The following is a 14630-nucleotide window of genomic DNA, read 5'->3' on the forward strand; positions in this document are numbered from 1 at the left end:
TTACTCCGTGATCGGCCCGGCGACCTCTTCGCCCGCCTGCCAGACCGCACCAATGCGCTGCGTGTTGGCGATGTCCACCAGCGGATCGGCATCGAGCACCAGCAGGTCGGCGCGCTTGCCGGCGGCAATGCGGCCGCGGTCGGTCAGCCCCAGCAAGGCTGCCGCTTGCATGGTGGCGGCCTGCAACGCTTCGGAGGGCGTCAGCCCGGCCTCCACCAGCAGCTGCAGTTCGCGATGTTCGGCCACGCCGATCACCCGCTGCGGCATCGCGCCGGCATCGGTGCCGAAGCCAAGCTTCACCCCGGCCGCATGCAGGCGACGCACGTTGTCCAGATTGGTGGCGACTGCCTTGCGTGCGGCCGGCACCCCACTGCCGGCCAGTTGGGTGCGCTGCCATTCCGGCTGCGACCAGCGCGCGAGCACATCGGCGTGCAGTGCCTGGCGCAGGAAGGGCTGCTGCAAGGCCTGCGGATGCTCGGCATACGCGTAGTTGGCCTCATCAATGGCGATCGTGGGGATGTACCAGGTGCCCTGGTCACGCATCTTCCGCGCCAGCATCGGGTCCACCGCCCGGTCGCGGATCCCGTGGGCAAGGATGTCCACCTTGGCATCGACCAGATCGCGGGCCTGCTCCAGATCGTGGATGTGCGCGGCGACCTTGAGCCCGCGCGCATGCGCTTCGGCGATGGCGGCGCGGTACACCTCCGGGGTCATCATCGGACGTTTGCCACCGAGGTCGTCCACCCATAGCTTGATCAGGTCCACGCCATCGGCATGCTGGGTGGCCACGGCCGCGCGCGCCTCTTCTGCGTTGCGCGGACGCGCCACCGGATCGTGGCTCAGGCCCATGGTATCGGCCGGAGGCGCGCCATCCGGGGCGCCGATACCGCCGCCGGCGCCATACAGCTGCGCCCCCAGCCGAGGATCGGCGTTCACCGCTTTGCGGATGGCGAAAAAGTCCGCGCCGTTCATGCCCAGCGCGGTCACCGTGGTGATGCCGTAGCGCTGGAACTGGCGCAGGTCGCGCACCACGTTGTAATGGGTGTAGAAACGGTCGCCGTGCTCCAGTCCCTGCGTATTGCCAACGTGGGCATGGTCGCTGACCAGGCCGGGCAACAGGGTCTTGCCGGTGTAATCGATGCGGCGGGCACCGGTGGCGGCCGCCGGCAGCGGCGTGCCGACATGCACGATCCGCGCACCGTCGATCAGCACGGAGGTGATGCCGAGGTCGCGCGTGCCATCGAAGACGCGCGCATTTTCGAACAGGATCGGCGCTGCCGCGGCGGGCAGGGTGGTGGTGGCGGCAAGCAGCAACGCCCACAGGCGGGTCGGTCGCATCAGCGGCTCCAGTGAGGGGGAGCATTGAGCCTACCCCATCCCGGGGATAGGGTTGCCGGCCAGTGGCCAGCATTACCAGGAACGGACGATCAGCGCGTGCGCGCCCGCAGCAGCGGCAGGCTGATCGCGAAGAAGCACAGCAGCGCGCCGGCCAGCGCAAACCCGCTGCCCGCGAGGAACGCGGTATGGCCCTGATCGATCGGCCACAGCTGGCCCGCGATCAGCGCGCCGAGCACGCCGCCGACGCCTGAGGAGAAGCCGTACAGCAGGCCCTGGCCATGGCCGTTGAGGCGCCCGGGAAAGTAGGTCGCCAGCATCTGCATCGCCGCGGCGAAGAAGGCGGCAAAACCGAGCGCATGCGCGGTCTGGGCAACCAGCATCACTGGCAGATTTTCCGGGAACAGCGCGGTCACGGCCCAGCGCACGGTGGAACTGAGCAGAGCGATCAGCAGCATCCAGCTGGCGTCATAGCGGCGGAAGAAGCGGCCGATGGTGAAGAACACCCCCACTTCGAACACCACCCCGACCGTCCACAGCACGCCCAGGGTGGAGGTCGCATAGCCGTGGTGATCCATGTAGACCGAGAAGAACGTGTAGTACGGGCCGAACGAGAGCTGCTCCATGAAGGCAGCCAGGAAGAATGCCAGCACCTGCGGTTTGCGCACGATCGCCCAGAACCCGCTCGCGTCGCCGTCGCTGCGCTGCAGGTTGCGTGCGTAGTGGTTGGCAAAACCCGAGGCGGTGAGCAGGCCGAACAGCGGCAGCATCAGCCACGGCAGCAGGTGCGCATTGCCGGCGCCGCCATCACCTTCGATGATCCAGCCGAACAGCATCACCACGGCGATGAAGCCCAGCGAGCCCCACACCCGGATCAACCCGTAGCGGTGGCTGTCGCTGCCCAGGTGGGTGAGCGTGATGGATTCGAACTGCGGCATCACCGCGTTGTAGAAGAAGCAGAACGCGATCATCGCCGGGTACAGCCACGGCTGCGGCAACGGCAGCAGGAAGGCGCAGAACGTGAGCAGGGTGAGCACGCAGCCCAGCCGCAGCCAGAAGATCGGGCGCGGCGAGGCGGCAGCGAGGGAGGTCCAGGTGGTGGGCGCCACGATGCGGGTGGCATACCAGATGCCCATCATCACGCTGATCGCGGTCACGCTCATGCCGCGCGAGGTCAGGAACAACGACCAGTACGGCGTGAACGCGCCGAGGGCAGCGTAATAGAACAGGTAGAACGACGACAGGCGGACGGCCGGTACGGCGTCGCGGGGGAGGGCGGTCATGCGGGGTGACGCACTCATTCCGGATCGTAATCCAGGTTGGAGGCCAGCCAGCGCTCGGCCTGCACGCGGTCCACGCCTTTGCGTTTGGCGTAGTCCACTACCTGCTCGCGGGTGACCCGGCCTACCACGAAATACTGGCTTTGCGGGTGGCTGAAGTAGTAGCCCGAGACCGCCGCAGTGGGCAGCATCGCAAAGCTCTCGGTCAGCTGCATGTCCGCGTTGCGTTCGGCATCGAGCAGGCGGAACAGCGTGGCTTTCTCGCTGTGCTCGGGGCAGGCCGGGTAGCCGGGTGCAGGGCGGATGCCGGCGTACTTCTCGGCGATCAGCGATTCGTTGTCCAGCTGCTCATCGGGCTGATATCCCCAGTAATCCATGCGCACATGCTGGTGCAGCCGCTCGGCCAGGGCTTCGGCGAGACGATCGGCCAGGGCCTTGAGCAGGATCGCGTTGTAATCGTCGTGGTCGGCCTCGAAGCGGGCCACGTGCGGATCGATGCCGATGCCGGCGGTCACCGCGAATGCACCGATCCAGTCCTGCTTGCCGCTGTTGGCCGGGGCGATGAAATCGGCCAGGCAGAAATCCGGGCGTTCGACCGGCTTGTCCACCTGCTGGCGCAGGAAGTGCAGCACGGCCGGGCCGTCGTCGGTGCGCAGGTGCACGTCATCGCCGACGCTGTTGGCCGGCCACAGGCCGAACACGGCCTTGGCGGTCAGCCACTTCTCCTCGACGATGCGGGTGAGCATCGCGCGGGCGTCCTTGTACAGATCGGTCGCCTGGGGCCCGACGATCTCATCGGTCAGGATCGCCGGGAACTTGCCGGCCAGTTCCCAGGCCTGGAAGAACGGCGTCCAGTCGATCACCTCGACCAGATCGGCCAGCGGGTAATCATCGAGCACATGCAGGCCCGGCTTGCGCGGCGCAGGAGGAGTGTAGTTCGCCCAATCACCGGTGAAGCGCTGGGAGCGCGCCTTGGCCAGCGTGACCAACCGCTTGGCATCACCGCGGTTGCGGTGTCGCTGGCGGATGTCGGCGTAGTCGGCCTCGTTGGCGGCCACGAACGCATCGCGCAGCTCTCGCGAAATCAACGACTGCGCCACGCCGACCGCGCGCGAGGCGTCCTTCACCCACACCGTGGGCGCCTTGTAGTGCGGGTCGATCTTCAGGGCGGTGTGTGCGCGGGAGGTGGTCGCACCGCCGATCATCAGCGGCATCGTGAAGCCCTGCCGCTCCATTTCGCGGGCGACATGACTCATTTCTTCCAGCGAGGGCGTGATCAGCCCGGACAGGCCGATGATGTCCGCGTTCTCCGCGCGTGCGGCATCCAGGATCTTCTGCGCCGGCACCATCACGCCCAGATCGACCACATCGAAGTTGTTGCAGGCCAGGACCACGCCGACGATGTTCTTGCCGATGTCGTGCACGTCACCCTTGACCGTGGCCATGATGATCTTGCCGTTGCTCTTGGCGGTGTCACCGCTGCGGGCCTTTTCCGCCTCGATGTAGGGCAGCAGGTAGGCCACCGCCTTCTTCATCACGCGTGCGGATTTGACTACCTGCGGCAGGAACATCTTGCCGGCGCCGAACAGGTCACCCACGATGTTCATGCCATCCATCAGCGGCCCTTCGATCACATCCAGCGGACGCGTCGAGCGCGCACGCGCTTCTTCGGTGTCCTGCTCGACCCACGCATCCATGCCGTGCACCAGCGCATGGGCAAGGCGATCGTTGACCGGCTTTTCGCGCCAGGCCAGGTCTTCGCCGCGCACTTCGCCTTTCTTGCCCTTGTAGCGTTCGGCGATCTCCAGCAGGCGTTCGGTGCCATCGCTGCGGCGGTTGAGGATCACGTCCTCCACGCGCTCGCGCAGCTCGGCATCCAGATCGTCGTAGATCGGCATCGCACCGGCGTTGACGATGCCCATGTCCATGCCCGCGCCGATGGCATGGAACAGGAACACCGAGTGGATCGCCTGGCGGACGGTTTCATTGCCGCGGAACGAGAACGACACGTTCGAGACGCCGCCGGACACATGGCAGTGCGGCAGGGTGCGCTTGATGATGCGGGTGGCTTCGATGAAATCGACCGCGTAGTTGTCGTGCTCTTCGATGCCGGTGGCCACGGCGAAGATGTTCGGGTCGAAGATGATGTCCTGCGGCGGGAAGCCGACCTGCTCGGTCAGGATCCGGTAGGCGCGGGTACAGATTTCGACCTTGCGCGCGCAGGTATCGGCCTGGCCCTCTTCATCGAAGGCCATCACCACGGCCGCCGCGCCGTAACGCAGCACCTTGCGCGCCTGTTCGATGAACTGCGCTTCGCCTTCCTTGAGCGAGATCGAGTTGACCACGCTCTTGCCCTGCAGGCACTTCAGCCCGGCCTCGATCACGCTCCATTTGGAGGAATCGACCATCACCGGAATCCGGGCGATGTCCGGCTCGGACATGATCAGGTTGAGGTAGCGCGTCATCGCCTTTTCGGAATCGATCAGGCCCTCGTCCATGTTGACGTCGAGGATCTGCGCGCCGTTGGCGACCTGCTGGCGCGCCACTTCCACCGCTTCTTCGTAGCGCTCTTCCTTCACCAGCTTGCGGAACTGCGCGCTGCCGGTGACGTTGGTGCGCTCACCGATGTTGACGAACAGCAGGTCCGGGGTGATCACCAGCGGCTCGAGGCCGGACAGGCGGGTGTGGCGGGAAGACGTCATGGGCAGGCTGGCACGGGCTGGCGGAGGAGGGTCAACGACAACGGGAACGTGGGGCGGACGCGGTCATGCCGCATCTTCCAGCGGTGGTGCGGGCAGGCGGCGCGGCGGCAGGTCCGCCACCGCGTCGGCGATGGCACGGATGTGGGCCGGGGTGGTGCCGCAGCAGCCGCCCACCAGGTTGAGCAGGCCGGCGCTGGCGAATTCGCGCAGCGTGGTGGCCATTTCTTCCGGGGTTTCGTCGTACTCGCCGAAGGCGTTGGGCAGGCCGGCATTGGGATGCGCACTGACCAGACACTCGGCCACGGTGGACAGGGTCTCCACGTGCGGCCGCATGTCGCTGGCACCGAGCGCGCAGTTCAGCCCGATCGACAGTGGCCGGCCGTGCGCGACCGAGGCGTAGAACGCCTCGGCCGTCTGCCCGGAGAGGGTGCGGCCGGAGGCATCGGTGATCGTGCCGGAGATCATCACCGGCAGCCGCCCGCCGCGGGCATCGAAGACCTCTTCGATGGCGAACAGCGCAGCCTTGGCGTTGAGCGTGTCGAAGATGGTTTCCACCATCAGGGTGTCGGCGCCACCGTCGATCAGGCCATCGATGGCTTCGCGGTAAGTCTCGCGCAGGGCATCGAAGCTGGTGTTGCGGAAGCCGGGATCGTTCACGTCCGGGCTGATCGAGGCGGTGCGGCTGGTCGGGCCGAGCACGCCGATCACGAACCGCGGCTTGCCCGGCGTGGTCGCCGCGACCGCATCACAGCAGGCGCGTGCTACCGCGGCGCCGGCCTTGTTGAGCTCGTAGACCAGATGTTCAAGGTGGTAGTCGGCCTGGCTGACCGAGGTCGCATTGAACGTATTGGTCTCGACCAGATCGGCGCCGGCCTCCAGGTACGCGGTGTGAATGCCGCCGATCACCTCGGGCCGGGTCAACAGCAGCAGGTCGTTGTTGCCCTTCAGGTCATGCCCCTGCGGCGTGTCACCGGCCCCGGCATGATCGCAGCCGGGCCCGTGCTGATGGTCGTAACCCTCGGCGAAACGCTCGCCGCGGTAGTCGTCCTCTTCCAGCCCATGCCGCTGGATCATCGTGCCCATGGCGCCATCGATGATCAGGATGCGCTGGGCCAGCGCCGTTTCCAGCGCATGTACGCGGTCGGGGTGGAGCCAGGGCAGGGACGACATGGGCAGACCTCAGGGCTTGCTGGCAATCAGCGAAATGACTTCGAAATGCGGCGGGCGCTTCTCGCGGGTCACGGTTTCCAGGCTGGAGACGACCAGGCCGGCCTTCTCCACGAACTTGCGCAGTTCCTTGTCGCTGAAGCCGAGGTTGACGTGGCCATAGGCATCCACCGCCGCACGATGTTCGTGACGGGCCAGGCTGCACAGCAGCAGGCGACCGCCCGGACGCAACACGCGCGCGCCTTCGGCAACGGCCTGGGCCGGCTTGGCCGCATAGGTCAGTGCGTGCATCAGCACCACCAGATCAAAGCTCTGGTCAGGGAAGGGCAGGGCATGCATGTCGCCCTCGCGCACTTCCACGTTGGCCAGCCGGCGCAGGCGCTCGCTGGCGGCGGCGACCACGCGCGCGCTGGTGTCGATGCAGACGTAGCGCTTGGCATGCGGGGCGACCAGTTCGGCCAGTACGCCGTCGCCGGAGGCGATATCGAGCACGTCACCGGTTTCCAGCAGCGGCAGCGCGGTGCGTGCCAGCGCCTCCCAGGTGCGGCCCGGGGAATAATGCCGTTCCATGTCGCCAGCGACGCTGTCAGCCCAGTTCTGGTCGGCCGCGCGGCTGGCCATGACGGCCGCCACGCGTTCAGCATCCTGGCGCAGCAGCGGGTCGTCGCTGCCGGTGCTCAGGGCATGCCACAATGCGCGCTGCGCGGGATCCAGCGCGGCGTCATCGAAGCGGTAATACGCCGAGACGCCGGAGCGACGGTCGCGTACCAGGCCGGCTTCCTTGAGTCGGGCCAGGTGGGTGGACACCCGCGGCTGCGCCAGCGTGGTGATGGCCGACAGCTCGGCCACGGTGAGTTCTTCCTGTTCCAGCAGCGCCAGCAGGCGCACCCGGGTGGCGTCGGCGAACACTTTCAGCCGGACGGACCAGTCCTCGAGATCCATAAATATCTACCTATCGCGATATAGAGATATTTTCGTCCTTTGGCAGCGGTCCGGTCAAGTCAGGCGTCCTTTTCCCGCCCCCCCGGTACAATCGCCGGACCGGGCCGCGCGCACTGCGGCCCTTATCACTCTGTACCCGGGAGGGTGTTGTGGATTTCAGCTTTACCGAAGAGCAGTTGATGCTGCAGGACGTTGCGCGCCGAATCGCGCAGGAGAAAATCGCGCCCAGCGCCGAACACCACGACCGCACCGGCGAGTTCCCGCTGGAGAACATCCGCCTGCTCGGCGAGAACGGTCTGATGGGCATTGAAGTGCCCGAAGCCTACGGCGGTGCGGGCATGGACCCGATCGCCTACGTCCTGGCGATGGTGGAGGTCGCCGCTGGAGACGCTGCGCATTCGACGATCATGTCGGTGAACAACTCGCTGTTCTGCAACGGCATCCTGACCCACGGCAGCGAAGCGCAGAAGCAGACGTACGTGCGCGCCATTGCCGAGGGCGAGGCCATCGGCGCGTTCGCGCTGACCGAGCCGCAGTCCGGTTCCGATGCGACGGCCATGCGCTGCCGCGCGGTCAAGCAGGACGACGGCACCTACGTGATCAACGGCAAGAAGAGCTGGATCACCTCCGGCCCGGTGGCCAAGTACATCGTGCTGTTTGCGATGACTGATCCGGAACAGGGCTCGCGAGGCATCACCGCCTTCATGATCGACACCGACAAGGCCGGCTTCCACCGCGGCAAGACCGAGCCGAAGCTGGGCATCCGTGCCTCGGCGACCTGCGAAATCGAGTTCCAGGACTACGTGGCGGACGCCGACGACGTACTGGGCAAGGAAGGCGAGGGCTTCAAGATCGCCATGGGGGTGCTCGATGCCGGCCGTATCGGCATCGCCTCGCAGGCGATCGGCATCGCCCGTGCGGCGTACGAAGCGACGATCGAATACGTGAAGGACCGCAAGGCCTTCGGCGCGGCGATCGGCACGTTCCAGATGACCCAGGCCAAGATCGCCGACATGAAGTGCAAGCTGGACGCAGCGATGCTGCTGACGCTGCGCGCGGCATGGGTGAAGGGCCAGGGCAAGCGCTTCAGCAATGAAGCGGCGATCGCCAAGCTGACCGCCTCCGAGGCGGCCATGTGGATCACCCACCAGGCCGTGCAGATCCACGGCGGCATGGGCTATTCCAAGGAAATGCCGCTGGAGCGCTACTTCCGTGATGCCAAGATCACCGAGATCTACGAGGGCACCTCGGAAATCCAGCGCTTGGTGATCGCGCGTAACGAAACCGGTCTGCGCTGATCGATGGGAAGGCGGCGCCATTCTGGCGCCGCTGCTAGGTGCCGACCGTTGGTCGGCACGTGGGGTAGTGCAGAATGTGCGGTCCCGTTCTGCAGGTCATCCCATGGTTATTTATCGAGGCGCAGGGTTCTTGACCCTGATTACCCCCATCGTCGCGTTGTTGCTGCTGATGTGGCTGTGGCCCGATCCTGCTGTTGCCAAAGGTAATACCTCGCTGGCGCAGCTGTTGATCGGCTTCGGCATCGGCGCAGCGATCAATGTCGTGCTGGGCATGGTGCTCAACCGCGGCCCGCGCGGTGAAGGCGAGCCTGCCCGCCATCACTTCTTCTACCTGCCGATGCAGTGGCCGTCGCTGGCGATCGTGGTCGCCTGTGCAGCGGTGGCGCTGCTGCGCTGAGACCATGTGGTAGTGCCGGCCGCTGGCCGGCAACCAGGCGGTCCTTGTCTCGCGGGTGCCCGGAGCAGCCGGCCAGCGGCCGGCACTACCTCGTCCCCATATGCATGCCTGGCGTGAGCCGCATTAACCGGCACGCACCGCACACGCAAAAGCCCCGGCTCGCGCCGGGGCTTTTTCGTTTCAGTGTGACCACCCACGGTGGTCACCTACCGGAGGGGCAGCCGGGGCTGCCCCAATCCCTCAACGATCCGGACGGTGCGCCGTGTTGGCTTCGCCCTGGCGTTCCAGGAACTCCTTGGACGGTTCGTCCAGCTTGTCACCCAGCATGCGGCGGACCACCACGAAGAACACCGGGATCATCAGCAGACCGAGGAAGGTGGCGAACACCATGCCGCCGATCACGCCGGTACCGATCGCGTGACGCGCGTTGGCGCCGGCACCGGTGGAGATGGCCATCGGCACCACGCCCATGATGAAGGCGAACGAGGTCATCAGGATCGGGCGGAACCGCAGGCGGGAGGCTTCGATGGTCGCCTCGCGCAGGTTCTTGCCCGCAGCCCGCTGCTCCACCGCGAACTCCACGATCAGGATCGCGTTCTTCGCGGCCAGGCCGATCACCGTGATGAGGCCGATCTTGAAGTACAGATCGTTCGGCAGGCCACGTGCCAGCGAGAAGGCCAGGGCGCCGAGGACACCCAGCGGCACCACCAGCAGCACCGCCACCGGGATCGACCAGCTTTCATACAGCGCGGCCAGGCAGAGGAACACCACCACGATGGACAGCACCAGCAGCAGGGTCGCGGCGTTGCCGGCCAGGATTTCCTGGTAGGACATGCCCGACCAGTCGTAGCCGAAGCCGGCCGGCAGGTCGTCGTTGACGATCCGCTCCATCGCCTGCATCGCTTCGCCCGAGCTGCGCCCGGCCGCCTGCGAGCCGACGATGTTGACCGCCGAATAGCCGTTGTAGCGGCTCAGCGACGGCGGTGCGGACACCCACTCGGACTTCACCACGGTGCTCAGCGGGATCATCGCCTGCGTGCCGTCGGGGTTGGTCTGCAGCGTGCTGGGCGTGTAGAAGCTGTTCAACGATTCCGCACCGGTGCGGTACGGACCATCGGCCTGCAGGGTCACGCGCTTGATGCGGCCTTCATAGAAGAAGTCGTTGACGTACACCGGGGCCAGCATCAGCTGGATGGTGCTGTACACGTCCGACACCGACAGGCCCATGGTCTGCGCCTGCACACGGTCTACGTGCAACTGCAGCTGCGGGGCGTTTTCCAGGCCGTTGGGGCGCACGCCGGTCAGCAGATCGCTTTCCTGCGCCGCCTTGCCGAGCAGAATGTTGCGGGCCTGCGTCAGCTGCTCATAGCCCACGCCGCCACGGTCCTGCAGCCACATGTCGAAGCCACCGAACTGGCCCAGGCCCTGCACGGTCGGCAGGTTGACCACGAAGATCTGTGCTTCCTTGATGCCGTAGAACGCGCCGTTCATGTTGTTGATGAACTCGGGCACCGTGATGTCGCGGTCCGCCCAGGGCTTGAGGCGGATGAAGCCCATGCCCACGTTTTCACCGGAACCGACGAAGCTGAAACCGGCCACCTGCAGCATGCCTTCAAAGCCATCCTGCTTTTCCAGGATGCCGCGCATCTGGGCAAAGGCGTGGTTGGTCTGCGACTTGGTCGAGCCCGGCGGCAGCTGCACGATCGCCAGCGCGTAGCCCTGGTCTTCTTCGGGCAGGAAGCTGCCCGGCATGCGCGTGAACAGGAAACCGCACAGCACGGTCAGCACCACGAACAGGATCATCCAGCGCGGGGCATGCTTCACCGCCGAGGTGATGTGGCCCACGTAGGTGTTGCTGACCTTGTCGTAGTACTTGTTGAAGGTGCGGTAGACGATGTTCGGGTTGTCGTTATGCGTCGGCTTGAGGAGGGTCGCGCACAGCGCCGGGGTGAAGCCCAGGGCCAGGAAGGCCGAGAAGGCCATCGCGATGGCGATGGTCAGCGCGAACTGCTTGTAGATCTCACCGGCGGCGCCACCCTGCAGGGCGGACGGAATGAACACCGCGGCCAGCACGACGGTGATCGCCACCACGGCGCCGGTGATCTGGGTCATGGCCTTCTGGGTGGCTGCCTTGGGCGGCAGCTTCTCCTCGGTCATGATTCGCTCGACGTTCTCGATGACCACGATGGCGTCATCGACCACGATGCCGATCGCCAGCACCATCGCAAACAGCGTCAGCTGGTTGATGGTGAAGCCGATGATGCTCATGCCCAGGAACGTACCCAGCAGCGCGACCGGGATGACCAGGGTCGGGATCAGCGTGGCGCGGAAGTTCTGCAGGAAGATCAGCATCACCAGGAACACCAGCACGACCGCTTCGATCAGGGTCTTGACCACTTCCTCGATCGAGATCTTCACGAAGGTGGTGCTGTCGTACGGCGAGAACCAGCTGACACCGGCCGGGAAGCTCGGCTTGAGCTCGTCCATCTTCGAGGTGACCGCATTGGCCACGTTCAGCGCATTCGCGCCGGGCAGCAGCTGGATGGCGAAGGCACCGGTCGGCTTGCCGTTGTACTGGGTATCAAAGCCGTAGTTGTTCGCACCAAAGGCAATCCGGGCGATGTCCTTGAGCAGCACGCGCGAGCCGTCGGGATTGGCGCGCAGGATGATGTTCTCGAACTCCTCCGGCGAGCTGAAGCGGCCTTCGGCCGAGACCGTCGCGGTGAAGTAGTGACCTTCCGGCGAGGGATCCGAGCCCAGCGAACCGGCGGCGAACTGCACGTTCTGGTCTTTGATCGCGGCCAGCACCTGGGTGGCGGACAGGCCGTAGCCCTGCATCTTTTCCGGGTTGAGCCAGATGTTCATGGCGTACTCGGAGCCGAACTGCTGGGTGCTGCCCACGCCGGGGATACGCGAGATCTGGTCGAGCACGCGCGAGCCGACGATGTCGTTCAGCGCATCGCGGTCGATCGAGGCGCTGTCGGACTGCAGGGCCACCACCATCAGGAAGCCGGCGTTGGCCTTGGCCACCACCACGCCCTGCTGGGTCACTTCGGTCGGCAGGCGAGGGGTCGCCAGCGAAACCTTGTTCTGCACCTGGACCTGGGCGATATCGGCATCGGTGCCGGTTTCGAAGGTCAGGGTGATGGTGACGCGGCCGTTGGAGGCCGAGGAGGAGCTGAAGTACAGCAGGTGATCGATACCGGTCAGCTGCTGCTCGATCACCTGGGTGACCGACTTTTCGGCGGTGTCGGCGCTGGCGCCGGGGTAGGTGGCGCTCACCGTCACCTGGGGAGGCGCGATGCTCGGGTAGGACTCCACGCCCAGACCCAGGATCGAGATCACGCCCGCAAGCGAGATCAGGATCGCGACCACCCAGGCGAATACCGGGTGTTCAATGAAAAATTTAGGCATGACGGAGGATTCCCGTTATTGCTTGTTCGGTTCGGCAGCCGGAGCGGCGTCGGACGTTGCGGCGGCGGCATCGGCCGGGGCGGCCGCGGCATCAGGCTTGGCGGCAGCCGCCGGAGGGGCGCCTGCTGGAGCAGCACCCGCCGGGGCCTGGCCATTGCCGTTGCCGGCGGCCGGGTTCCACGGAGCGGCCTTGGCCGGTTCGCCTTCCTTGACCTTCTGCACGCCGGCCACGATGACCTGATCGCCGGCATCCAGACCACCGCTGACCAGCCAGTTGCTGCCCTGCTGGCCTTCGCTCTTCACATTCTTGCGGGCGACCTTGCCGTCCTTGCCCACCACCAGGACGTAGCCGCCGGTGGTGTCGCGCTGCAGTGCCTGCAGCGGGACCAGGTAGGCGTTGTTGCGCTCACCCAGCGTCGCCTGGAAGCTGACGAAGGCGCCCGGCAGCAGGATCTGCTGCGGGTTCGGCAGCACCGCACGCAGCGAGACTGCGCCGGTGGCCGGGTCAACCGTGGTCGAGGAGAAATCCAGGGTGCCCGGCTGGTCGTAGACCGTGCCGTCAGCCAGCTTCACCTGCACGGTGGACTTGCCGTCACCGCTCAGGGCCAGTGCGCCCTTGGCCTGCGCCGCGCGCATCTGGGTCAGCTCATCCACGCTCATCGAGAAGTTCACGTACAGCGGGTCGAGCTGGTCCACGGTGGTCAGCAGGGTCACATCCCCCTGGCCGACCAGCGCACCTTCAGTGACCTGCTGCTTGCCAGCGCGGCCGCTGATCGGCGAGCGCACTTCGGCATAGCCAAGGTTGATCCGCGCGCTGGCCAGCGAGGCCTGCGCCTGCTGCACGGCCGCCGCGGCGGTGCGCTCGGTGGCTTCGGCCGCGTCCAGATCGGACTTGGAAACGTAAGCCTGCGGGGCCAGCGAGCGGGCGCGGTTGGCGGCGGCCCTGGCGTTCGCGGCGGTGGCCTGGGCCGAGACCAGTTCGGCCTGGGAGGCATTGAGTGCTGCGCGCAACGGGGCCGGGTCGATCAGGAACAGCACCTGGCCTTCCTTCACATCCGAGCCTTCCTGATAGACGCGCTTGAGCAGCACGCCCGGCACGCGGGCACGCACATCGGCGCTGCGGAACGGCGACAGACGGCCGACGAGCTCACGCTGCAGCGGCAGGGTCTGCGGCTTGGCCTCGATCACGCCCACCTCCGGCGGCGGCGGGGCCTGCTGCTCTTCCTTTTTGCAGGCGGTCAACGCAAGGGCGACTGCGCACGTCAGGGCAAGGGTGCGGAGTGGGGCGATCATCAGGAGAAGCTCCGGTGTTGGTTTGAATACGAAGCCGTGGCTGCATCGGGCGCAGCGAACGCGCGCAGGAAGCTGTCGACGGAGAATTCTGCCCAGCGGCGGCGCACGGCGGCGTCATCGCGGTGGGGGATATGGAAGCGCTGTTTCTCGAAATCCAAGCCGGCGATCATGCTCAATAGCAGTTCGGCCATGAAGTGCGGGTCGTCATGCCTCAGCTGACCCTCGGCGGAACGGGTTGCCAGCCATTCAGAAACGTGAAGTGCCAAGGCTCCGGCACCGTCCTGGTAGAGCGTACGGGCTTCCTGCGGGAACTGACTGGACTCGGCGGCGATCAGGCGGCGGGCCTGGACCACATGCGGCTGGTTGAAGTGATCCAGATAGTCGTTGGCGAACCGCAGCAGACTGCCGCGCAGGTCGTCACCGTCGAGTGAGCGCAGCCCGGCGGTGGCGCGGCAGACGTGCCGCTGCATCACCCGCTTGAGCAGTTCCTGTTTATTGCCATAGCGGCTGTAGAGGGTCTGCTTGGAACATCCCGCGTGCTGTGCCACCGCGTCCATGCTCAATTGCATGCCCTGGCTGGCCAGCAGCTCGCGCACGGCATCGAACACGCGGTGATCGCGCGCGTCCAGGGAGCTGGCGGCGGGGGGTGGGGGAGTCACGGGGTGGACTATACCGTCCAGTTCAGAATTGTAGAAGCCTTGATTTTCGGCGGTTTTTGATACCCAACGTCAAGTTGCAATCGAAGCGGCCGATGCTGCGCTGTGCAGCGCTTCAACGCGATCCTCCGTACCGCGTCGGATTG

General features: G+C 66.1%; 10 protein-coding genes. 2 read left to right on the forward strand and 8 right to left on the reverse strand.

Annotated features, from left to right (window positions below):
• The 5 genes from AC13F7_RS11645 to AC13F7_RS11665 all read right to left on the reverse strand — a co-directional run bounded on the left by AC13F7_RS11645 (nucleotide 1) and on the right by AC13F7_RS11665 (nucleotide 7426).
• A complete protein-coding gene (locus AC13F7_RS11645; RefSeq protein WP_483000451.1) occupies nucleotides 1–1338 on the reverse strand; it encodes an amidohydrolase family protein in 1338 nt (445 codons plus the stop codon).
• Nucleotides 1339–1427: 89 nt separating this feature from the next.
• Complete coding sequence (locus tag AC13F7_RS11650) at nucleotides 1428–2618, reverse strand: MFS transporter (protein WP_483000453.1); 1191 nt, start codon at nucleotides 2616–2618, stop codon at nucleotides 1428–1430.
• A gap of 14 nt (nucleotides 2619–2632) precedes the next feature.
• Complete coding sequence (gene metH, locus AC13F7_RS11655) at nucleotides 2633–5317, reverse strand: methionine synthase (RefSeq protein WP_483000457.1); 2685 nt, start codon at nucleotides 5315–5317, stop codon at nucleotides 2633–2635.
• A gap of 63 nt (nucleotides 5318–5380) precedes the next feature.
• Entirely contained in the window at nucleotides 5381–6487 is a 1107-nt protein-coding gene (locus AC13F7_RS11660) for a homocysteine S-methyltransferase family protein (RefSeq protein WP_483000460.1), read from the reverse strand.
• Nucleotides 6488–6496: 9 nt separating this feature from the next.
• Nucleotides 6497–7426: an ArsR/SmtB family transcription factor gene (locus AC13F7_RS11665; protein WP_046274305.1), complete on the reverse strand. Its 930-nt coding sequence runs from the start codon at nucleotides 7424–7426 to the stop codon at nucleotides 6497–6499.
• Between the two features lie 149 nt (nucleotides 7427–7575).
• Here AC13F7_RS11665 and AC13F7_RS11670 point away from each other — a divergent pair, with 149 nt between their 5' ends.
• Together AC13F7_RS11670 and AC13F7_RS11675 are read left to right on the forward strand one after the other, a co-directional pair.
• Nucleotides 7576–8724: an acyl-CoA dehydrogenase family protein gene (locus tag AC13F7_RS11670; protein WP_483000464.1), complete on the forward strand. Its 1149-nt coding sequence runs from the start codon at nucleotides 7576–7578 to the stop codon at nucleotides 8722–8724.
• A gap of 103 nt (nucleotides 8725–8827) precedes the next feature.
• Nucleotides 8828–9121, forward strand: coding sequence for a hypothetical protein (locus AC13F7_RS11675; RefSeq protein ID WP_481470814.1), 294 nt, complete (start codon nucleotides 8828–8830; stop codon nucleotides 9119–9121).
• Nucleotides 9122–9361: 240 nt separating this feature from the next.
• Here AC13F7_RS11675 and AC13F7_RS11680 read toward each other — a convergent pair whose 3' ends face one another.
• From AC13F7_RS11680 to AC13F7_RS11690, 3 genes are read right to left on the reverse strand one after another with little or no spacing between them, the layout of a single operon-like run.
• Complete coding sequence (locus AC13F7_RS11680) at nucleotides 9362–12535, reverse strand: multidrug efflux RND transporter permease subunit (protein ID WP_483000469.1); 3174 nt, start codon at nucleotides 12533–12535, stop codon at nucleotides 9362–9364.
• 15 nt (nucleotides 12536–12550) lie between these two features.
• Entirely contained in the window at nucleotides 12551–13828 is a 1278-nt protein-coding gene (locus AC13F7_RS11685; protein WP_483000471.1) for an efflux RND transporter periplasmic adaptor subunit, read from the reverse strand.
• Entirely contained in the window at nucleotides 13828–14487 is a 660-nt protein-coding gene (locus AC13F7_RS11690; RefSeq protein ID WP_483000473.1) for a TetR/AcrR family transcriptional regulator, read from the reverse strand. Before AC13F7_RS11690 ends, AC13F7_RS11685 begins: the two co-directional genes overlap by 1 nt.
• Nucleotides 14488–14630: the final 143 nt, after the last annotated feature.

This window comes from Stenotrophomonas sp. K-6, from assembly GCF_056861555.1.

Bases quoted from the DNA above. Each gene is read 5' to 3' on its own strand.
- AC13F7_RS11645 (WP_483000451.1), bottom strand. From the start codon at position 1,338: ATGCGACCGACCCGCCTGTGGGCGTTGCTGCTTGCCGCCACCACCACC.
- AC13F7_RS11650 (WP_483000453.1), bottom strand. From the start codon at position 2,618: ATGACCGCCCTCCCCCGCGACGCCGTACCGGCCGTCCGCCTGTCGTCG.
- AC13F7_RS11680 (WP_483000469.1), bottom strand. From the start codon at position 12,535: ATGCCTAAATTTTTCATTGAACACCCGGTATTCGCCTGGGTGGTCGCG.
- AC13F7_RS11685 (WP_483000471.1), bottom strand. From the start codon at position 13,828: ATGATCGCCCCACTCCGCACCCTTGCCCTGACGTGCGCAGTCGCCCTT.
- AC13F7_RS11660 (WP_483000460.1), bottom strand. From the start codon at position 6,487: ATGTCGTCCCTGCCCTGGCTCCACCCCGACCGCGTACATGCGCTGGAA.
- AC13F7_RS11665 (WP_046274305.1), bottom strand. From the start codon at position 7,426: ATGGATCTCGAGGACTGGTCCGTCCGGCTGAAAGTGTTCGCCGACGCC.
- AC13F7_RS11675 (WP_481470814.1), top strand. From the start codon at position 8,828: ATGGTTATTTATCGAGGCGCAGGGTTCTTGACCCTGATTACCCCCATC.
- metH (WP_483000457.1), bottom strand. From the start codon at position 5,317: ATGACGTCTTCCCGCCACACCCGCCTGTCCGGCCTCGAGCCGCTGGTG.